Source organism: Novosphingobium sp. NPDC080210 (assembly GCF_050281025.1).
Taxonomy (GTDB): Bacteria; Pseudomonadota; Alphaproteobacteria; order Sphingomonadales; family Sphingomonadaceae; genus Novosphingobium.
In genome coordinates this window covers 483,295-502,180 of record NZ_JBNNWL010000002.1, presented here as the reverse complement: position 1 = coordinate 502,180, position 18,886 = coordinate 483,295, and the positions used below count along the sequence as shown (strand labels likewise).

Below are 18,886 nucleotides of genomic sequence, written 5' to 3'. Positions count from 1 at the left end.
CGGGGATTGCAGGCTGTGGACCTGCAATCCCCAAGCTTAACAGGCGCCGAACAAACCTGGATTACTGGTTGTTCTGGCGACCCAGGAAGCGCGGGATGGAGATCGACGGACCATCATCGTCTTCATCCTCGTCATCGGTCGAGCGGCCACCGCGCGAGAGGTTGGCCATCCGCTCAAACAGAGTGGCGCCGCCGCCCACGCGCGGGGCGCGCGGTGCCGCTGGAGCAGCTTCGGGTGCGCTGGCGGCCGGAGCCGGAGCGGCTGCTCCGCCAAAGTCCATTTCGTCACCGGACACCAGTCCGCGACGGCGACCAGCACCGACCGGGGCGTCTTCTTCATGGAGACGGCTGGCGTCGAGCAGCAGTTCGTCAGCCGGGGCCTGCTGGACCGGCGGTTCGACTTCCAGTTCCAGTTCCAGCGGCTCTGCGGCGGTTTCGGGCGGAGGCAGGGTGGGCGCTTGCCAATCTTCCTCGGCAGCCGCCGGAGCCGGAGCCGGTGCAGGCTCGGCCTGGGGCTCAGGCTGCGGCGCGACGGCAACCGGTTGCGGCTCTGGCTGCGGGGCCGGTGCAGGCTGCGGAGCCGGTTCGGCCGCAGCGGGAATGGCGACAGCCGGACGGACCGGACCGCGCGAGGCGCCCAGGCTGAACGGTCGCGATGCTTCTTCGGCCTGGGCCGCGCTCTGCTCGATCCCCGTGGCCACCACGGACACGCGGATCTTGCCGTTGAGGTCCGGATTGAAGGCCGAACCCCAGATGATGTTGGCATTGGGATCGACCAGTTCGCGGATGTGGTTCGCGGCCTCGTCGACTTCCAGCAGCTTCATGTCGTCGCCGCCGATGATCGAGATGATCACACCCTTCGCGCCCTGCATCGAAACGCCATCGAGCAGCGGGTTGGCAATCGCCTTTTCTGCCGCTTCCAGCGCGCGGTTTTCGCCGCTGCCTTCGCCGGTGCCCATCATCGCCTTGCCCATTTCGGCCATGACCGAGCGGACGTCGGCGAAGTCGAGGTTGATCAGGCCCGGCATGACCATCAGGTCGGTGATCGAGCGCACCCCTTGCTGGAGCACCTCGTCAGCCATCTGGAACGCTTCCTTGAAGGTGGTTTCCGCCTTGGCGACCAGGAACAGGTTCTGGTTGGGAATGACGATCAGGGTGTCGACGTGCTTTTGCAGCTCTTCGATGCCCGCTTCGGCAGCGCGCATGCGGCGGGTGCCTTCGAACAGGAACGGCTTTGTCACTACGCCAACGGTCAGCACGCCCTTGTCACGCGCGGCCTTGGCCACGACCGGGGCAGCGCCCGTGCCGGTGCCGCCGCCCATGCCGGCGGCGATGAAGCACATGTGCACGCCTTCCAGCGCGCGGTCGATCAGCTCGATGCTTTCCTCGGCAGCGGCGCGGCCCACTTCGGGACGGGCGCCGGCACCCAGGCCCTGGGTGATTTCGGAACCAAGCTGGATGCGATGTTCGGCAATCGCATTGTTCAGCGCCTGCGCGTCGGTGTTCGCGACGACGAAGTCCACGCCCTCGATCCCGGCGGTGATCATGTTGGCAATGGCGTTGCCCCCGGCCCCGCCAACGCCGATCACCGTGATACGGGGACGGAGTTCATCGACTGACGGCGGTCCGATATTGATGCTCATTTAAGCTCTCCTGTCCGCAAAGCGGATGCATTTTCTGCGATTGTCCGGGTTCTTGCACCCTTCGAATCGGTGAATCAAAGTCGCGGTAACCATTTTCCACAGTCGCCAGACCTTGGGAAAGGGGCCAAGCGGCTAAAAATATTCCCGCATCGCCTGGTAGAGGCGATTGACGAGTCCAAAACCCTTGTAGCGCACGATCGGCTGGTATGTCGGACCGATAGCTCGAATGTCGATCGGATCGGCCGCGGCATAGAGCACCAGGCCCGCCAGCGTCGAAAAACCCGGAGTGGCGTGAGCCTCAGCCAGCCCCTTCAGATATTGCGGCTTGCCCAGGCGCACCGGCTTGCCCAGCGCCCCCTGTGCAAAATCAGCCAGCCCCGCCAGTTCCGCGCCGCCGCCGGTGAGCACCACCAGCTGCCCACGTTGGCCGGTGAAGCCCAGTCCTTTGAGCGCCTTGTTCACTTCCTCGACCCAGGCCGCCAGCTGCGTGGAGATGACCGAGATCAGTTCCGCACGCGGAATGCGGTTCTTGTCATCGGCATGGCGCGCGGCAGGTCCGCCCGTTTCCTCGCCGGGAGCATTCACCGGAATCATTTCGCGATGGTCCGCCGGGCTGGCGATGGCCGAACCGTGGACGCATTTCAGCCGCTCCGCCTGGAAGCGGCGGATGCCAAAGGCACTGGCAATCGCGTCGGTAATGTCGCCAGAGCCGAGCGGGATCGTCACCAGGCCCAGCAGCATCCCCGCCGCATAGACCGAAACGTTGGTCACTTCCCCGCCATATTCGACCAGGGCCACGCCCAGTTCGCGCTCTTCGGCGGTCAGCACGGCATAGCCGGCGGCAATCGGCGAACCGACCACGGCTTCGACCTGCAAGTGCGCGTTCTGGACCGCTTCGGTAATGTTGCGCACCGGGGCGCCATCGGCCAGCATGACGTGGATATCCACGCCCAGACGCTCGGCATGAAGGCCCTTGGGATCGGCGACGCCGTCTGCGCCGTCGAGCGTGTAGTGCGCGGGCTGCGCGTGCAGCACCATGCGCCCGTCAGGCTGGATCACATCGCGCGCGGAGACCAGCAAGTGCTCCACGTCCTCCGGCTCGATCCGCCGCCCGCCGATATCGACTTCGACCTGCGCGACCTGGCTGGCCAGCCCTGCCCCGGAACAGCCGATCCAGACGCTCTGGACCGAGGTGTTGGCCATTTTCTCGGCCCGCTCGACCGCGTCGCGGATGGCATAGGTGGCGGCGGTCATGTCGGTCACATAGCCGCGCTTGACCCCCTGTGCGGCGCGGTGCCCGGACCCGAGCACGACCATTTCGCCCGTTTCGGACAGGCCGGCGATCATCGCCGAAATGCGGAATGAGCCGACGTTGACGGCACCATAGACGCGGGTGATGCGCGGCGCGACCATTAGTCCTTCTCTCCGGACTTGGCGCTGGGTTTGGCGGCGGGCTTGGGCGAAGACTTTGCGGCGGCATCGGCCACTTCGGTGGCGGCAGAGGTGGTTGCGGGCGCAGCCGTGGCTACCGCCGCAGCGCCCTGCTCCACCGCATCGGTCCGGCCCGGCACCCGCAGGTAGATCCGGTCCGGCGCGCGCATGTCAAAGGCCGTGGCCTTGCCGCCGAGCAGGCGGTTGCGCCCGTCGAGCTGAGCAAAGGTCATCAGCGCCTTGGCCGACTGCTCCTTGCCTTCGGGCAGGGCCAGGACCTGATCGGTCTTGAAGGTCAGGTTCCAGCGGCGGTTGCCGACCCATTCCGCGCTGCGCACGTGGGGGCGCATGGCCGGTGCCGCATCGAGCAGTTCGTTCAGCGCCGCGACCTGCCGCCCCGCGCCCGGCCCGGTAAGCAGGAGCTTGCCCTTGGCTCGCTCGGCCGAGACGACTTCCAGTTCGACCCCGTCCTTGTCGATCAGCATCAGACGGTCCGCCTTGGCCACCACGGCCACCGGCTTGCGCTCGACAATGTCGATCACCAGCGAATCCGGCAACTGCCGCGATACGCGCGCATCCTCGACCCACGAAAGCTGCAACAGCCGCTCGCGCATGGCCTGGACATCGACGAAGGGCATGGCCCGGTTCCGGTCAGCCAGGGCAATCTGGTAGACCTTCAGTTCGTTGAGATTGTTGGTCCCCCGCACGTTGATATTGTGCAGTTCAAATCCCGAATTGTGCGAGGCGAGAGCCACCTGATCCCGCGCCATGGCCGGCACCCCGATCAAGGTGGCGACGATCCACAGCGCCAGGCCGACGAAGCCCAGGATCATGCCCATGAAAATGCGGTGCAGCTGCGCTTCGGTAAAGGGCAGCCAGCCCATCAGGGTATCGACCAGCGATCCCGTCTTGGCCTTCGCCGTGCGGACCTTTTGCGCCTTGCCCTGGGCCGCAGCGGCGCGGCGTACGCCCTTGCCTCCGCGCTTGATCGTCCGTGCGCTCATTTCGCCGCTTCCTTGTCCGCCAGGGCCTCGGCAATGATCTGCTCGACCAGGTCGGCATAGCTGATCCCCAGGTGCTTCGCCTGTTCCGGCACGAGGCTGAGCGGCGTCATCCCCGGCTGGGTATTGGTTTCCAGCACGAACAGGCCTTCGATCCCGCGCTCGTCATCCCAGCGGAAATCGGTGCGGCTGCAGCCCTTGCAGCCCAGCAGGCGGTGCGCACGCAGGGCGAGGTCGAGGCAGGCCTGGGTGATTTCATCCGGGATTTCCGCCGGACAGACATGCTCGGTCATGCCGTCGGTGTACTTGGATTCGAAATCGTAGAAGCCGCCCTTGGGCTTCAGTTCCGTCACCATCAGCGCCTTGTCACCCAGCACCGCCGTGGTCAGTTCGCGGCCCCGGATATAGGGTTCGGCCAGCAGCCGGTCGAATTCCTGCCATGGCCCCTTGGCGTCGCGGCTGATCGGATTGCCGACATTGCTGTCCTGGGTGACAATCGCCACGCCCACCGAAGAGCCTTCGTTCACCGGCTTGAGGACATAGGGCCGTTCCAGCGGATCGCGCTGGTGAATTTCGCTGGTTTCGACAATGCGGCCACCAGGCATTGGAATGCCATGCGGCACGAGGGCCTGCTTGGTCAGTTCCTTGTCGATGGCGATAACCGAGGTGACCATGCCGGAATGGGTGTAGGTCAGCCCCATGAGGTCCATCATCCCCTGGATTGAACCGTCCTCGCCCGGAGAGCCGTGCAGTGCGTTGAACACCACGTCCGGCGCGGCCTCGGCCAGACGCTGCGCCACGTCGCGGCCCATGTCGATCCGCGTGACCTTGTGCCCGCGTTCTTCCAGCGCCTTGGCCACGCCCTCACCGCTCATCAACGAGACCGGGCGCTCGTTCGACCAGCCGCCCATCAGGACGGCAACGTGGAGTTTCGGAAGCGTCATGCGCAGATCCTCCCCCGCTGGGGGAGGTGGCAGCGCGAAGCGTTGACGGAGGGGGCCTGGCGCAAGGGTTCATCCCCCTCCGACCCGCCTGCGGCGGCCCACCTCCCCCATTGGGGGAGACTCCTGAGATTCGCGGTCACTTGTTACCCACCCTTTGAATTTCCCATTCGAGCTCTACGCCCGACAATTCCTTGACCCGGCGCCGCACTTCGTCGCCCAGGTTTTCGATATCCGCGCTGCTCGCCTCGCCCAGGTTGAGCAGGAAGTTGCAGTGCTTTTCGCTGACCTGCGCACCGCCCAGGGTCAGGCCGCGGCATCCGGCCTGGTCGACCAGTTCCCAGGCCTTGTGCCCGGGCGGGTTCTTGAACGTGCTGCCGCCGGTCTTGCTGCGCAGCGGCTGGCTTGCCTCGCGGCTGGCCGAGATGCGGTCCATTTCGGCCTGGATATCCTCGGCCTTGCCCGCACGCCCCTTGAACCGCGCGCCGACGACAATCGCGCCTTCGGGCAGTTCGGAGTGGCGGTAGGTATAGTGCAGTTCCTCCACCGGCAGCGTCAGCAGCGTGCCATCGCGCAGGACCACGTCGCAATCGACCAGGATATCCTTGACCTCGCCGCCATAGGCCCCGCCGTTCATCCGCACGAAGCCGCCGACCGTGCCCGGAATGGAACGCAGGAATTCGAGGCCAGCAATGCCGTTGTCCCGCGCGGTGGAGGAAACCAGGATGCCGCTGGCTCCTGCGCCGCAGTCCAGCGTGAGGTCAGCGATCTTGGCAACCTTGGCAAAGGCCTTGCCGAGCCGCACGACCACCCCGGGAACGCCGCCATCGCGCACGATCAGGTTGGAACCCAGGCCCAGCGCCATGACCGGAACCGCCGGATCCAGCCCGCGCAGAAACTCTTGCAGGTCAGCCACGTCCTTCGGTTCAAACAACCACTCGGCATTGCCGCCCGACTTGAACCAGACCAGCGGGGCCAGCGGAGCGTTGGGAGTCAGTTTGCCCCGAACGGGAGAGGTCGAGGTTGCGGAAAGAGTCATCCCCCCGCCCTCAAGAACTTGATCTTGTCGGCCAGGCCGCCCGCCCACTTGGTGATGTCGCCCGCGCCCAGGCAGACGACCATGTCGCCGGGCTTTGCGCTGTCGGCCAAGGTAGCGGCGAGCGCATCCGAACCGGCAATGGTGTGCGCGCTGCGGTGGCCGCGCGCCTTGATCCCTTCGACCAGGGCGGCCGAATCGACCCCTTCGATCGGGGCTTCGCCCGCAGGATAGACCGGCGCGGCATAGACCACGTCGGCATCGTTGAAGGCGGCCTGGAAGTCTTCCATGTGGTCGCGCAGGCGGGTGAAGCGGTGCGGCTGAACCACGGCAATGACCCGCCCGGTGCCCACGCCTTCGCGCGCGGCGGCCAGCACGGCGCGGATTTCGACCGGGTGGTGGCCGTAATCGTCGATGACGGTCACGCCGTCGATCTCGCCCACCTTGGTAAAGCGGCGCTTCACCCCCGCGAACTTGGCAAAGCCGGTCTGGATAATGCTGTCGGCGCAGCCCATCTCCGCCGCGACGGCCACGGCGGCCAGCGCGTTCTGGACGTTGTGGCGGCCCGGCATGGGCAGTTCGATCCCTTCGATCCGGCGGACCGAACCGTCGCGCTGGCGCAGCACCGCGTCAAAACGGTTGCCGCCCGGATAGGGCACGACGTTTTCGCCGCGCACATCGGCCTGGGCAGAGAAACCATAGGTCACGACGCGGCGGTCACGCACCTTGGGGATCACGGCCTGCACTTCGGGATGGTCGATGCACAGCACTGCACAGCCGTAGAAGGGCACGTTCTCGATGAATTCGACGAATGCGTCCTTGACCCGGTCAAAGCTGCCGTAATGGTCGAGATGCTCCGGGTCGATGTTGGTGACGACCGCAATCGTGCCATCCAGCCGCAGGAACGAGCCGTCGCTCTCGTCCGCTTCGACCACCATCCACTCGCTCGCGCCAAGCCGCGCGTTGGAGCCATAGGAATTGATGATCCCGCCGTTGATCACGGTCGGGTCGACCCCGCCCGCGTCGAGCAGAGCCGCGACCATCGAGGTCGTCGTGGTCTTGCCATGAGTACCGGCGACAGCAACCGTGCGCTTCAGCCGCATCAGCTCGGCCAGCATTTCAGCGCGGCGGACCACGGGAATGCGGTTTTCCAGCGCGGCGACCACTTCGGGATTGTCGCGCTTCACCGCCGTGGAAGTGACCACCACCGCCGCATCGCCCAGGTTCTCGGCGGCGTGGCCGATCATCACCCTGATCCCGCGCTGGCGCAGGCCTTCGACCACATAGCCTTCGGCAATGTCGCTGCCCTGCACGCTATAGCCCAGATTGTGCATGACCTCGGCAATGCCCGACATGCCGATCCCGCCGATGCCGACGAAGTGGATCGTGCCGATGTCTGTGCCAACCGCCTTCATGCCGGAGCCCCTTGCGTTGCGGTCGCCGCCTCCAGGCTGTCGGCCACGCGGATCACGTCCATCAGCGGCGCGCCGCCGAACCCTTCGACCAGGTCGGCCAGGTCGGACACGGCATTGGGATAGCCGCAGTTCCAGGCGGCATGGGCCGCCGTGGCCAGGGTCTGCGGGTTCATCGCGATGGCCTGGATCTGCTTGGCGAGTTCCGGCGCGGTAAAGCGGTCCTGCCGGATCATCCGCGCACCGCCTGCGGCGCAAATCTCACGCGTGTTGACTGCCTGGTGATCGTCGGTCGCAATCGGCAGCGGCACCAGGATCGCGGGACGGCCCACGGCGGTCAGCTCCGCCACGGTCGAAGCGCCGGCGCGGCCGATGAACAGGTGCGCATCGGCCAGCCGTTCCGCCATGTTCTCGAAATAGGTGCCCAGTTCCGCCGGAATGCCGTGGCTGGCATAGCGGTCGCGCACTGCCTCGATATCTTCGGGGCGGCACTGCTGCGTCACTTGCAGGCGGCTGCGCAGCGCGGCGGGCAGCATGGCCAGGCCATCGGGCACCACCTGGCTCAGCACCCCGGCCCCCTGGCTGCCGCCGGTCACCAGCACGCGCAGCAGTCCATCCTCGGTAAAGGCGGGGAAAGGCTGTTCGCGCAGGGCCAGCACTTCGGCGCGGATCGGGTTGCCGACCAGATGCGCCTTGCCGACATATTTGTGCTTCAGCCGCTCAACCTCGCGGTAGGAGGTGGCAATGGCGTCGACCCGGCCTGCCAGGAAGCGGTTGACGCGGCCCAGCACGGCGTTCTGTTCGTGGATCACGCTGGGGATGCCCGCGCTGGTCGCGGCCCACAGCGCGGGGAAGGCCGGATAGCCGCCAAAGCCGATCACGGCGCTGGGCTGAAAGCTTTCGAACAGGCGCAGCGCCATGCGCCGCCCCTCCAGTATCGCGGCAATCCCGCGCGGCCAGTGGAGCGGGTTCTTGCCGATCCGGCCTGCGGGGAGAACGTGGGCCACCAGGCTACCGGGCTTCCCCGGCAGGCGGCTACCGCGCTCGTCCGTGATGAGCGCAACGTGATGCCCGCGCCGTTCCAGCTCGACCGCCAGGGCAAAGGCCGGGATCAGGTGCCCGCCCGTGCCCCCCGCAGCCAGAACATAGTGCCGGGTGGTGCCGCTCATAACTTGATGCCTACGCTGGCGAGCGAAAAGCGCTCGCGCCGGATGAAAGGATTACGCCGGGTAATGGCCAGAAGAAAGCCCGCCCCCAGGCACAGCGCCACGGTAGACGAACCGCCATAAGAGATCAGCGGCAGGGTCATGCCCTTGGACGGGAACAATTGCAGGTTGACCAGGATGTTGATGAACGCCTGCCCGCCGATCTGGGCGATCAGGCCCGCCGCTGCCAGAGTGGTGAACAGGTCTTCCTCGTCCAGCAGGCGCACCAGCACGCGGGCGACCAGGGCCAGATAGAGGATCACGATCACCAGGCAGGCGAGCAGCCCGAACTCTTCCCCGATGACGGAAAAGATGTAGTCCGTATGCGCTTCGGGCAGGCCCAGCTTGCGCGTGCCCAGCCACAGGCCCGAACCGGTCCAGCCGCCCGAAAGTAGGGTCCGCTGCGCCAGGTCGACCTGGTCGAAGGCGGAACCGCCGCCCAGGAAGGCGTCGATGCGATGGCGGGCATTGTCATAGAACATGTAGGCCAGGGCCACGAAGGCCATGCCCCCGCCCCCGGCCAATCCGATCAGCTTGATCGACATGCCGCTCATCATCACCAGAACGAACCACACGCCGATGAACAGGACTGCTGAGCCAAAGTCCGGCTGGGCCATCAGCAACAGCGCGATCAGCCCCATCAGGCCGGTAGAGACTGCGACGACCGGCAGGTTCGGATCGCGCACCCGCCACGACAGGATCCAGGCCATGCAGATGGCAAAGGCGGGCTTGAGGAATTCCGACGGTTGCAGCGACATGCCGAGGTTGAGCCAGCGCCTCGCTCCGTTCACGCTTGTCCCCACGACCGGGACCAGCATCAGCGCGACCAGCATGGCAAAGCCCAGGACGATGCCGGCGCGGCGCGCCATTTCCTTGGGCAGCATCGAAGCGCCGATCATCGCGATCAGCCCGACGAACTGCCAGCGGATATGCATGGTGAAGAAGTACAGGTCGTCCAGTCGCACCGCCGCAGTGGACAGCCGCCGGGCACTGGCCGGAGAGCTGGCCGCGACCGCCGCCGTGCCGATCGCCATCAGCGTCAGGATCAGGAACAGCAGCGTGCGGTCAATCTCGCGCCACCAGATCGCCAGTTCGCTGCGGCGGTTGCGCACCGGGCGGGAAATGCCGCCTTCCACGCCAACCTTGCCGCCACGGGGCACAACGGGAGGATAGGTTGCCATCAGGCGCACCCCGGAATTGCGGCCGTGCTGCCCTCTGGGCTGAGCAGGGTCTGCACGATCTGACGGAACGTATCGCCCCGCGCTTCATAGTCGCGGAACTGGTCGAAACTGGCGCAGGCGGGAGACAGCAGGACCACGTCGCCCGGCTTGGCCGCCGCCATGGCTTGCTGGATCGCCTCGCACAGCATTTCGCTGCGGGTGACAGGCATGTACGGGCCCAGCAGGTCGGCGAACAGCGGCCCGGCATCGCCAATGGTATAGGCCGCCGCGACATTGCCAAAGAACGGCGCGCATTCGTCCAGATCGTCGCCCTTGGGCAGGCCGCCCAGGATCCAGTGCACCCGGCGCGACGGATGAGGCGGAAAAGCCGCAAGGGCTGGCGCGGTAGAGGCGGGATTGGTTGCCTTGCTGTCGTTGATGAACAGCACGCCGTTCGCTTCGGCCACGCGCTCCATCCGGTGCGGCAGGCCGCGGAAGCTGGCCAGGGCCGGTCGCCACTGCGCGGGTGTGAGGCCCAGAGCCTCGACAATGGCCACGGCCACGGCGGCATTCTGCAGGTTGTGCGGCCCTTGCAGGCTGGGCCATTCGGCCTGGAGCGCCAGCAGGTCCTGTCCGTCGACGCTCTGCACGCAGCCCGCTTCATGCCGCGCCGCTTCGCGCATGGCGATGGCCCGCGTCTCGTCATCGCCCATGCCGAACACGGCGACCTGGTCGGGCCGCTGCATGGCAAACAGCCGCGCCTTGGACGCGGCATAGCCGGCAAAACCATCGTACCGATCCAGGTGGTCCGGCGTGATGTTCAGCAGGGCCGCGACTTCGCAGTGGAGCGAATGGGTCAGGTCGATCTGATAGCTCGACAGTTCCAGAACATAGACCCCGCCCGCGTCGAGCGGATTGGCGCCCAGGATCGGCAGGCCGATATTGCCGCCCATCCGGCACGGCAGCGCTGCCGATTGCAGGATGTGGTGGACCAGCGCGGTGCAGGTTGACTTGCCATTGGTGCCGGTGATCCCCACCACCCGGTGCGGGGGCAGCTGCGGACGGGCGAGCGCGAACAGTTCGATGTCGCCAATCACCGGAACGCCAGCCGCCTCGGCCACGCGGGCAATCGGATGGGTGTTGAGCGGCACGCCCGGCGAAACGACGATCCCGGCATAACCCGTCAGGTCGATGTTCAGCGGATCGGCCAGCTCCACGCGGCCCTCCAGCGCGCGGCGCGGCTCCTCGCGGCTGTCCCAGGCCGTTACCTGCGCGCCGCCCGCCAGCAGGCTTTCGACAGCCGCCATCCCCGAGCGGGCCAGCCCCAGTACGGCATAGCGCTTGCCGGAAAAGGCAGTCGTCGTGATCATCGCAGTTTGAGCGTCGACAGTCCGATCAGGGCCAGGACGATCGAGACGATCCAGAAGCGGATCACCACGGTCGATTCCTTCCAGCCGAGTTGTTCGAAATGATGGTGTATCGGGGCCATCTTGAACACCCGCTTGCCGGTCCGCTTATAGACCGCAACCTGGATGATCACCGAAAGCGCCTCAGCCACGAACAGGCCGCCGACGATGCCCAGCACGATTTCATGCTGCGCGGCCACGGCGATGGCACCCAGCGCCCCGCCCAGGGCGAGGCTGCCGGTGTCGCCCATGAACACGGCAGCGGGCGGCGCGTTGAACCACAGGAAGGCCAGGCAGGCCCCCATGATCGCGGCGCACAGGATTGCCAGCTCGCCCGCGCGCGGCACGTGCGGAATGCCCAGATAGCCGGCAAAGTCCGCGCGGCCCGCCAGATAGGCAATGATGGCAAAGGTTCCGGCGGCGATGACCACCGGCATGGTGGCAAGCCCGTCCAGCCCGTCGGTCAGGTTCACGGCATTGCCCGCGCCGACGATCACGAAGGCGGCAAAGACGTAATAGAACGGCCCCAGCGGGATGTAATAGCCGGTCAGGAACGGGATATAGAGGTTGGTATCGACCTCGTTGACCAGGATCCACGAGGCAAGGCCCGCGACCAGGAATTCCGCCGCCAGCCGCACCCGGCCCGGAACCCCGGCGGTCGTGCGCTTCTTGACCTTGTCGTAATCGTCCAGAAAGCCGATCGCGCCAAAGCCCAGCGTTACCGCGATGCAGGCCCAGACCAGCGGGCTGGTCAGGTCCATCCACAGCAGCATCGACACGGCCAGCGCGACCAGGATCATCAGGCCGCCCATGGTCGGCGTACCGCGCTTGGCCAGGTGCGATTTCGGCCCATCCTCGCGGATCGGCTGCCCCTTGCCCTGCCGCACGCGCAGCATCGCGATAAAGCGCGGGCCGATGATCAGGCCCAAGACGAGCGCCGTCATCAGCGCGGCACCCGCGCGGAAGGTCTGATAGCGGATGAGGTTCGCCAGCCCCTCGAAATGGAAATACTGCGCGATCAGGTAAAGCATTCCTGATCCTAGTCCTTTTGCTGCGCGAGCGCGGCGACCAAAGTCCCCAACCCGACCGAATTCGATCCCTTGACGAGGATCGCGTCGCCGCCTTCCACGCCATGCGCCCTGAGCGCGTCAAGTGCTTCAGCGGCCGTACCGCAATGCGCGAAGCCGATGTCCTTGCCAAGCGCGCCGTTGGCCGCTTTCCCCAGTTCATCGGCCAGGGCCTGCATCTCGCCGCCAACCAAGATCGCAAAGTCCGCACCAGAAGCTTCGAGCGGCTCGATCAGGGCGGCGTGATAGGCCGGGCCATGCTCTCCCAGTTCCTTCATCGCGCCGAGCACGGCGATCCGCCGACGGGCCGGGGTCGCACCCAGCTGTGCCAGGGTGACGCGCATCGAGGCGGGGTTGGCATTGTAGCTTTCGTCGATCAGCAGGGCACGGCCCGAGCCATCGCCCGCCGGTGCCGGGATGGAGTGACGCTGCCCGCGCCCCTTCAGCCCCTGCATTTCGGCCAGAGCAATCCCGGCGGCGCCCAGGTCTCCGCCCGCCGCGCCGACTGCGGCCATGACGGCCAGCGAATTGGTGATCCAGTGCTCTCCGGGTTCGGCCACCGTATAGCAGATGCGCCGCGCCCCCAGGTCTGCCGTGACCAGCGAGCCACCACCGGGAGCAGGCACCGCATCGAGCAAGCGGACATTGGCATGGGCTGCGCGACCGAAGGAAACGACGGTGATCCTGCGCTGCTCGGCGGCTGCCTTCAGGCGATCGAACTGCGGGCTGTCCGCCGGGATGATTGCCACCCCGCCCGGTTCCAGCCCTTCAAAGATTTCCGCCTTGGCATCGGCAATCCCTTCAAGGCTGCCGAGGTTTTCGATGTGCGCCGGGGCAATCGCAGTGATCACGGCCACGTGCGGGCGGACCTGCGCGGTGAGGGCGCGGATTTCGCCCGCGTGGTTCATGCCCATTTCGAACACGCCAAAACGGCTGCGCGCGGCCATGCGCGCCAGGCTGAGCGGCACGCCGACATGGTTGTTGTAGCTCTTGACCGAACGGTGCGCCTTGCCCCGGCTGGAGCGGTCCAGCGCCGCAAAGATTGCTTCCTTAACCCCGGTCTTGCCCACCGAGCCGGTTACGCCGATCACGGTCGCATCCACGCGGTTTCGCGCGGCTTTTGCCAAAAGCTCAAGTGCGGTTGAGGTGTCCTGGACCAGCACGTGCGGGCCATCGACCGGACGGTCCACGACCACCGCCGTTGCCCCCCGCGCGAAGGCCATGTCGACGAAGCGGTGCCCGTCCATGCTTTCGCCTTTCAAAGCGAAGAACAGGTCGCCGGGAACGACATCGCGGCTGTCGATCTCGACCCCCGATACCTGGAAATCGCCAAAGGCCACGCCGCCGGTCGCCCGCGCGATGTCAGCCGCATCCCACAGGGCGAGGCCGAGCAGGTCGGTGGGTTCGATCGGCCATTCAAGGATCTTGGCTAGTGCGTTCATGCTGCACACTCCCTGGCAACGGCCACATCGTCGAAGGGCAGGATGCGGCAATCCGTTCCCGCGCCGATGATCTGGCCTTGCTCGTGGCCCTTGCCGGCCACCAATACGATATCGTCCGCCTGCGCCTCGGTAATCGCCGTCGCAATCGCCGCGCGGCGGTCTGCCACTTCGCGCAGGCCCGCGCCGCCGCCAAGCACCTGGCTGCGGATCACTGCCGGGTCTTCGCCGCGCGGATTGTCATCGGTCACGATGCCCAGGTCGGCCTGCTCCGCCACGACCTTGCCCATCGGCGCGCGCTTACCCATGTCCCGGTCGCCGCCCGCGCCGAACACCACGATCAGCCTGCCCATGCAATGCGGGCGCAGCGCGGCGATGGCGGCTTCCAGCGCATCGGGGGTGTGGGCGTAGTCGACATAGATCGGCGCGCCGGTGCGGGTGATCGCCGCACGCTCCAGCCGACCGCGCACGGGTTGCAACCGGGTCAGCGCATCGAACACTTGGTCCGCCGCTCCGCCCGTTGCCAGGGCGAGCCCAGCCGAAACCAGCGCATTGGCGGCCTGATAGGCGCCGATCAGCGGCAGGTTCAGCTTGCGCGTGTGCCCCGCAAATTCGATCTCCAGCGCCTGGCCAAGCTGCCCCGGCGTGCGCGAGATCAGGCGGATGCCATCAGCATCGGCACCCTGGCCAACGCCCAGCAGGCGAAGACCGCGCTGGCGACCGTGCTGCACCGCGCGCTGGCTCCATTCGTCGTCCATCCAGACGACAGCAGTGCCAGCAGGATCGACCACTTCATCAAACAGCCGCATCTTGGCCGAGAAGTAATCGTCCATGTCCTTGTGATAGTCGAGGTGATCGCGGCTGAGATTGGTGAAGGCCGCTGCCGCGACACGCGGCCCTTCGCTGCGGAATTGCGACAGGCCGTGGCTGCTCGCTTCAAAGGCGACGTGGGTGATCCCCTCGCGCGCCAGACCGCTCAGGTTGGCGAGGAACGTGACGATGTCCGGCGTGGTCAGGCCGGTGGAGACGCTTTCGTCTGCCGTGGTCACGCCCAGCGTGCCGATCGAGGCAGAGCGGTGTCCGGCCATCCGCCAGATCTGCCGTGTCAGTTCCACCGTGGACGTCTTGCCGTTGGTCCCCGTCACCGCCACCACGGTTTCCGGCATGGGCGCAAAGAAGCCGGCAGCCAGCCGGGCAAAGGTCCGGCGCGGATTGCTGGAGCCAATGTGAACCGCGCCGCTGACCTGCACTTCAGGCCGGGCCACCACGGCAACTGCCCCGGCGGCGATGGCGGCTGGAATGAAATCCTCGCCATTCACCGCCGCGCCCTGGAACGCACCGAATACGGTGCCGGGGGCCACCTTGCGATGGTCGATGGCAAAGCCGGTCACCTGAAGGTCGCTGCCGCTGGCCAGGGCAATGTCAGCCCCTTCGGCCAGCATGCCCAGCCTCATTCTCCCTCTCCCTTGCCCACCAGCGGGGCCAGGTCGGAAATGTCCACGTCGCGCGTGGCATCGGGCATGATGCCCAGCAGCGGTCCAATGCGCGGCACGAGACGGCCCACCACCGGCGCGGCGTTCCATGCCGCGGTGCGCTGGCCGGAAGTGGCCACGGTGCCCTGCGGTTCGTCGAGCATAGAAATCACCACATAACGCGGATGATCCATCGGGAAGGCAGCGGCAAAGGTGGCAACCAGCGAGGTGCGGTTGTAGCCGCCCGCCCCCGGCTTTTCCGCCGACCCGGTCTTGCCGCCGACGCGGTAGCCGACCGCATTGGCCTTCTTGCCGGTGCCGATATCCACGATCAGGCGCAGCAGCTGGCGCATCCGGGCGCTGGTGCTGGCCTTGAACACGCGGCGCCCCGGCACGAACTGGCCCGGCTCCAGCTTGTTGAGCGTGGCCGGACGCCAGATGCCGCCGTTGACCAGCGCGGCATAGGCGCTGGCAAGGTGGAGCGGGGTGACTGCAATGCCATGGCCATAGGACACGGTCATGGTGGTGATCCGCGACCAATCCCCCTTGGGCCACAGCGGAAAGCCGCGCGCGGGCAGTTCGATCTGGGCGCGCTGGTTCATGCCCAGCGCCTTCATCGTCTGGTTGAGCCGCACGCCGCCCACTTCATCGGCAATCTGCGCCGTGACGATGTTCGACGAATGGATCAGTGCTTCGGGGACGTTGAGCGATTCGCCCAGCGCGTGGCTGTCGCGGATCTGGAACCCGCCGATCGCAATCGGGCGACTGGATTGATAGCGGCGCGCCATGTTCGTGACCACGCCGGCGTCGATGGCGGCGGCAACGGTGATCGGCTTGAAGGTCGAACCCAGTTCATAGACCTGGTTGGTCACCCGGTTGAAGATGAAGCCTTCGTTGGCGCGGTTGATCAGGTTCGGGTTGAACGAGGGGAGCGAGGCCAGGGCCACGACTTCGCCGGTATCGACGTCCATCACGATCCCGGCGGCGCCCTTGGCGTTCGATTCCGCCATCCCGCGCGAGAGTTCTTCTTCCAGCGCGCCCTGCACGCGGGCGTCGATGGCCAGGGCGGCGGGAATGCCGCGCTGGGCGGGATCGGTCAGGCGCTTGTCGAACACTTCTTCCATGCCGACGCGGCCATGGCCATCGGCCCCGACAAAGCCTAGGACGTGCGCGGCCATGGACCCTTGCGGATAGAACCGCTCCGTCTCGCGCGGGAATTCCAGCGCCGGCTCGCCCAGGGCGTGCACGCGGTTGGCGTCCTCGGGCAGGATGCGGCGGCGCAGGTAACCGGGGCGCCCTTCGGCCAGCCGCGCGGCCAGCGCGTTGACTTCGAGGTCCGGGAAAATCTTGACCAGTTCTTCGGCCACCTTGCGGGGCGAGCTGACCAGCGGCGAGCCGTCGGTGCCCAGGGCCGTTGGATTGTACCACAGCGCATAGGCCGGGAAGGCGCGGGCCAGCGGCACGCCATTGCGGTCCACGATGTCGGCCCGCGCCGGGACCAGCAGGGTGCCCCACTGCTGCTGCGCCGGAGCGTCTCCGAAAAAGCCGAGATAGAAAATCCGCAGCACCGCCGCGCAGGCGATGAAGGCAAAACCCAGAATGACCCACAACACGCGCCACTTCGCCATCAGCAGGCTGCGGGCGCGAACGTTTACCAGCGCGCCCCGGCCTGAAGTGATCGTCGTGGAAACCGCGATGGTGGTCATTCGTGCCGGACCCCCTGACGGTCGAGCGTGCCAAGCCGCGCGCTGAGCGTGGCGTCGGTGGTGGCCTTGCGCTTGGCCGCGGCGGGTTCAGCCGCCATCGCCTTGCCGGTCAGCGGGCTGACCATGGCGGTCAACATGCTGGCTTCCTGGGGCACGTCGGCATTGGCCACGCGGATCGGGCTGGGCGCATCGGGGCCGCGCGGCTTGCCGAGGTCAGCGAGCTGGCGCTCGCCTTCCAGGTACTGCCCGGCAGCCGGAGCCTGATAGCCGAATTCCACTTCGTTCAGCGCGCGCAACTGCTGCTGGTTGGCGCGGGTCTGGAACTCGGTTTCCAGCAGCAGCTTGTCCTGCTTCACCGCCAGGATCTGGCGCTCGGCCAGGCGAACCTGGCTTTTCACCGCATTGACCTTGAAAGTCAGGACCACGGTAAAGGTCAGGCAGACGAGCAGCACAGCCGCCCAGCCGATCGAACGCATCCGGTCACGGGTCAGGTTCATGCGGCCTTCCTTTCATGCGGTGGCGCGTCGGTGCGCACGGCGGAACGCAAAGTGGCAGAGCGGGCGCGCGGGTTGCGCTCCAGCTCGGCAGCAGAGGGGCGCACTGCCTTGGCGACCTGGGCAAAGGTCGGCGCGGCGGCAGGCGCATTGATCGGCAAGTGGCGCGAGGCATTGGCCACGGCACCGCTGGCTTCGCGCAGGAAGTTCTTCACGATGCGGTCTTCCAGGCTGTGAAAGCTGACCACGGCCAGCTTGCCGCCCGGAACCAGCAGCTTTTCGGCAGCAGCCAGACCGGCGCGCAGTTCGTCCAGTTCGGCGTTCACATGGATGCGGATCGCCTGGAAGCTGCGGGTGGCCGGGTCTTTCGGCGCGCCGGGGCGATAGCCCAGCGCCTTGCGCACGACCTGCGCCAGCTGCCCCGTGGTCGAAAGCGGGCGGGCGGCAACGATGGCGCGGGCGACGCGGCGAGACTGACGTTCCTCGCCATATTCGTACAGCACGTCGGCAATCGTGCTTTCGTCGGCAGTGTTCAGGAAATCCGCAGCGCTTTCGCCGTCCTGGCCCATGCGCATGTCCAGCGGGCCATCGGACGAAAAGGCAAAGCCGCGCTCGGCCTGGTCCAGCTGCATCGACGAAACGCCGATATCCATGACCACGCCATCGACCTGGGCCACGCCCGCTTCGGCCAGCGAGTCCAGCATTTCGGAGAAGCGGCGCGGGTGGAGCACCAGCCGGGGCGGGCTTTCCCCGGCCTCGCTCCATCCGCGGCCGCCCATGATCGCATCGGGGTCGCGATCAAAGGCATGAACGCTGGCCCCGGCATCGAGCAAGCGGCGGGTATAGCCGCCCGCGCCAAAGGTCGCGTCAACGATAACGGCGCCGGGGGCGGGCGCCAGAGCGGCAATCACTTCGTCGAGCAGGACGGGAATGTGCGGGGCGGCGGTCACTTGCGCCCCTTTCCGTTGCGGGCCTGCTGGGCCAGGTCGAGGCAGGCTTCCTGCGCATCTTCCCAACCGGCACCCATTTCAGCCAGGACGTCCGGGCTCCAGATGGTGAACTGCTTGCCGCCGCCCTGGAAGAACGCCGCATCGGTGAGCGCGCCCAGCTTGAAGAAGCGCTCGGGCAGGATGAAGCGGCCACTGTCATCAAAGGGCACGCGGGCAAAGCCGTAAAGCTGCTGGGCGCGCAGATCGCGGTCGAAATCCTGGCCGCGTTCCAGCGCAACGCGTTCTTCGCGGTCCAGCTCGTTTTCGAATTCGGCGACGCGCGACAGGCCAAAGCCAGTCAAGCACTTCCAGCGCGGGTGCTTGGCAATGCACAGGACGCGTTCGCCCAGGCCGGAATCGCGGACGGCCTTGCGGAAGTCAGGGGGCAGCACAAAGCGGCCCTTTTCGCCCAACAGCGAAAAGCCCTGGCCACTATATGCAATAGGCTTGCCCGCCTCCACGTGTTGCCCCGCTCAAATCCGGGA

16 protein-coding genes are annotated in these 18,886 nt (G+C 66.7%); all 16 read right to left on the bottom strand.

The genetic code is table 11. The annotated features are described in order from the left end of the window. Positions 1-61 precede the first annotated feature (61 nt). Positions 62-1,642, bottom strand: coding sequence for a cell division protein FtsZ (gene ftsZ / locus ACQKOE_RS08545; protein WP_427512406.1), 1,581 nt, complete (start codon positions 1,640-1,642; stop codon positions 62-64). A 132-nt stretch (positions 1,643-1,774) separates the two neighbouring features. Then, the gene (ftsA, locus tag ACQKOE_RS08540) at positions 1,775-3,055 is read right to left on the bottom strand and encodes a cell division protein FtsA (protein ID WP_427512405.1); all 1,281 of its coding nucleotides are present in this window, start codon (positions 3,053-3,055) and stop codon (positions 1,775-1,777) included. After that, on the bottom strand, positions 3,055-4,077 hold the full coding sequence (locus tag ACQKOE_RS08535; protein WP_427512404.1) for a cell division protein FtsQ/DivIB: 1,023 nt from the start codon (positions 4,075-4,077) through the stop codon (positions 3,055-3,057). The genes ftsA and ACQKOE_RS08535 overlap by 1 nt, the downstream gene beginning before the upstream one ends. Next, entirely contained in the window at positions 4,074-5,018 is a 945-nt protein-coding gene (locus ACQKOE_RS08530) for a D-alanine--D-alanine ligase (RefSeq protein WP_427512403.1), read from the bottom strand. The genes ACQKOE_RS08535 and ACQKOE_RS08530 overlap by 4 nt, the downstream gene beginning before the upstream one ends. Positions 5,019-5,154: 136 nt before the next feature. Next, positions 5,155-6,054 (bottom strand): UDP-N-acetylmuramate dehydrogenase, encoded by a 900-nt coding sequence (gene murB, locus ACQKOE_RS08525; RefSeq protein ID WP_427512402.1) that lies wholly within the window; start codon positions 6,052-6,054, stop codon positions 5,155-5,157. Continuing rightward, positions 6,051-7,466, bottom strand: a complete 1,416-nt coding sequence (gene murC / locus ACQKOE_RS08520) for a UDP-N-acetylmuramate--L-alanine ligase (protein ID WP_427512401.1) — start codon at positions 7,464-7,466, stop codon at positions 6,051-6,053. Before murC ends, murB begins: the two co-directional genes overlap by 4 nt. Further along, positions 7,463-8,632, bottom strand: a complete 1,170-nt coding sequence (gene murG / locus ACQKOE_RS08515; RefSeq protein ID WP_427512400.1) for an undecaprenyldiphospho-muramoylpentapeptide beta-N-acetylglucosaminyltransferase — start codon at positions 8,630-8,632, stop codon at positions 7,463-7,465. The genes murC and murG overlap by 4 nt, the downstream gene beginning before the upstream one ends. Beyond that, positions 8,629-9,849 (bottom strand): FtsW/RodA/SpoVE family cell cycle protein, encoded by a 1,221-nt coding sequence (locus ACQKOE_RS08510; protein ID WP_427512399.1) that lies wholly within the window; start codon positions 9,847-9,849, stop codon positions 8,629-8,631. Before ACQKOE_RS08510 ends, murG begins: the two co-directional genes overlap by 4 nt. After that, positions 9,849-11,198 carry a UDP-N-acetylmuramoyl-L-alanine--D-glutamate ligase gene (murD, locus tag ACQKOE_RS08505; protein WP_427512398.1) on the bottom strand — a complete coding sequence of 450 codons (1,350 nt, stop codon included), beginning with the start codon at positions 11,196-11,198 and terminating at the stop codon, positions 9,849-9,851. Before murD ends, ACQKOE_RS08510 begins: the two co-directional genes overlap by 1 nt. Next, positions 11,195-12,265 (bottom strand): phospho-N-acetylmuramoyl-pentapeptide-transferase, encoded by a 1,071-nt coding sequence (mraY, locus tag ACQKOE_RS08500; RefSeq protein ID WP_427512397.1) that lies wholly within the window; start codon positions 12,263-12,265, stop codon positions 11,195-11,197. Before mraY ends, murD begins: the two co-directional genes overlap by 4 nt. 8 nt (positions 12,266-12,273) lie before the next feature. Then, a complete protein-coding gene (locus tag ACQKOE_RS08495; RefSeq protein ID WP_427512396.1) occupies positions 12,274-13,743 on the bottom strand; it encodes a UDP-N-acetylmuramoyl-tripeptide--D-alanyl-D-alanine ligase in 1,470 nt (489 codons plus the stop codon). Continuing rightward, positions 13,740-15,194 (bottom strand): UDP-N-acetylmuramoyl-L-alanyl-D-glutamate--2,6-diaminopimelate ligase, encoded by a 1,455-nt coding sequence (locus tag ACQKOE_RS08490; protein ID WP_427512395.1) that lies wholly within the window; start codon positions 15,192-15,194, stop codon positions 13,740-13,742. The genes ACQKOE_RS08495 and ACQKOE_RS08490 overlap by 4 nt, the downstream gene beginning before the upstream one ends. Further along, positions 15,191-16,918, bottom strand: coding sequence for a peptidoglycan D,D-transpeptidase FtsI family protein (locus ACQKOE_RS08485; RefSeq protein WP_427512394.1), 1,728 nt, complete (start codon positions 16,916-16,918; stop codon positions 15,191-15,193). Before ACQKOE_RS08485 ends, ACQKOE_RS08490 begins: the two co-directional genes overlap by 4 nt. Continuing rightward, positions 16,915-17,415, bottom strand: coding sequence for a hypothetical protein (locus tag ACQKOE_RS08480; RefSeq protein ID WP_374589405.1), 501 nt, complete (start codon positions 17,413-17,415; stop codon positions 16,915-16,917). Before ACQKOE_RS08480 ends, ACQKOE_RS08485 begins: the two co-directional genes overlap by 4 nt. Then, positions 17,412-18,362: a 16S rRNA (cytosine(1402)-N(4))-methyltransferase RsmH gene (gene rsmH, locus ACQKOE_RS08475; RefSeq protein WP_427512393.1), complete on the bottom strand. Its 951-nt coding sequence runs from the start codon at positions 18,360-18,362 to the stop codon at positions 17,412-17,414. Before rsmH ends, ACQKOE_RS08480 begins: the two co-directional genes overlap by 4 nt. Further along, positions 18,359-18,793: a division/cell wall cluster transcriptional repressor MraZ gene (locus ACQKOE_RS08470; RefSeq protein WP_427512392.1), complete on the bottom strand. Its 435-nt coding sequence runs from the start codon at positions 18,791-18,793 to the stop codon at positions 18,359-18,361. The genes rsmH and ACQKOE_RS08470 overlap by 4 nt, the downstream gene beginning before the upstream one ends. Between the last annotated feature and the right edge of the window lie 93 nt (positions 18,794-18,886).

What these genes read in the sequence shown, in the direction of transcription:
- ftsZ (WP_427512406.1), bottom strand. Translation starts at nt 1,642, where the DNA reads ATGAGCATCAATATCGGACCGCCGTCAGTCGATGAACTCCGTCCCCGT.
- ftsA (WP_427512405.1), bottom strand. Translation starts at nt 3,055, where the DNA reads ATGGTCGCGCCGCGCATCACCCGCGTCTATGGTGCCGTCAACGTCGGC.
- ACQKOE_RS08535 (WP_427512404.1), bottom strand. Translation starts at nt 4,077, where the DNA reads ATGAGCGCACGGACGATCAAGCGCGGAGGCAAGGGCGTACGCCGCGCC.
- ACQKOE_RS08530 (WP_427512403.1), bottom strand. Translation starts at nt 5,018, where the DNA reads ATGACGCTTCCGAAACTCCACGTTGCCGTCCTGATGGGCGGCTGGTCG.
- murB (WP_427512402.1), bottom strand. Translation starts at nt 6,054, where the DNA reads ATGACTCTTTCCGCAACCTCGACCTCTCCCGTTCGGGGCAAACTGACT.
- murC (WP_427512401.1), bottom strand. Translation starts at nt 7,466, where the DNA reads ATGAAGGCGGTTGGCACAGACATCGGCACGATCCACTTCGTCGGCATC.
- murG (WP_427512400.1), bottom strand. Translation starts at nt 8,632, where the DNA reads ATGAGCGGCACCACCCGGCACTATGTTCTGGCTGCGGGGGGCACGGGC.
- ACQKOE_RS08510 (WP_427512399.1), bottom strand. Translation starts at nt 9,849, where the DNA reads ATGGCAACCTATCCTCCCGTTGTGCCCCGTGGCGGCAAGGTTGGCGTG.
- murD (WP_427512398.1), bottom strand. Translation starts at nt 11,198, where the DNA reads ATGATCACGACGACTGCCTTTTCCGGCAAGCGCTATGCCGTACTGGGG.
- mraY (WP_427512397.1), bottom strand. Translation starts at nt 12,265, where the DNA reads ATGCTTTACCTGATCGCGCAGTATTTCCATTTCGAGGGGCTGGCGAAC.
- ACQKOE_RS08495 (WP_427512396.1), bottom strand. Translation starts at nt 13,743, where the DNA reads ATGAACGCACTAGCCAAGATCCTTGAATGGCCGATCGAACCCACCGAC.
- ACQKOE_RS08490 (WP_427512395.1), bottom strand. Translation starts at nt 15,194, where the DNA reads ATGAGGCTGGGCATGCTGGCCGAAGGGGCTGACATTGCCCTGGCCAGC.
- ACQKOE_RS08485 (WP_427512394.1), bottom strand. Translation starts at nt 16,918, where the DNA reads ATGACCACCATCGCGGTTTCCACGACGATCACTTCAGGCCGGGGCGCG.
- ACQKOE_RS08480 (WP_374589405.1), bottom strand. Translation starts at nt 17,415, where the DNA reads ATGAACCTGACCCGTGACCGGATGCGTTCGATCGGCTGGGCGGCTGTG.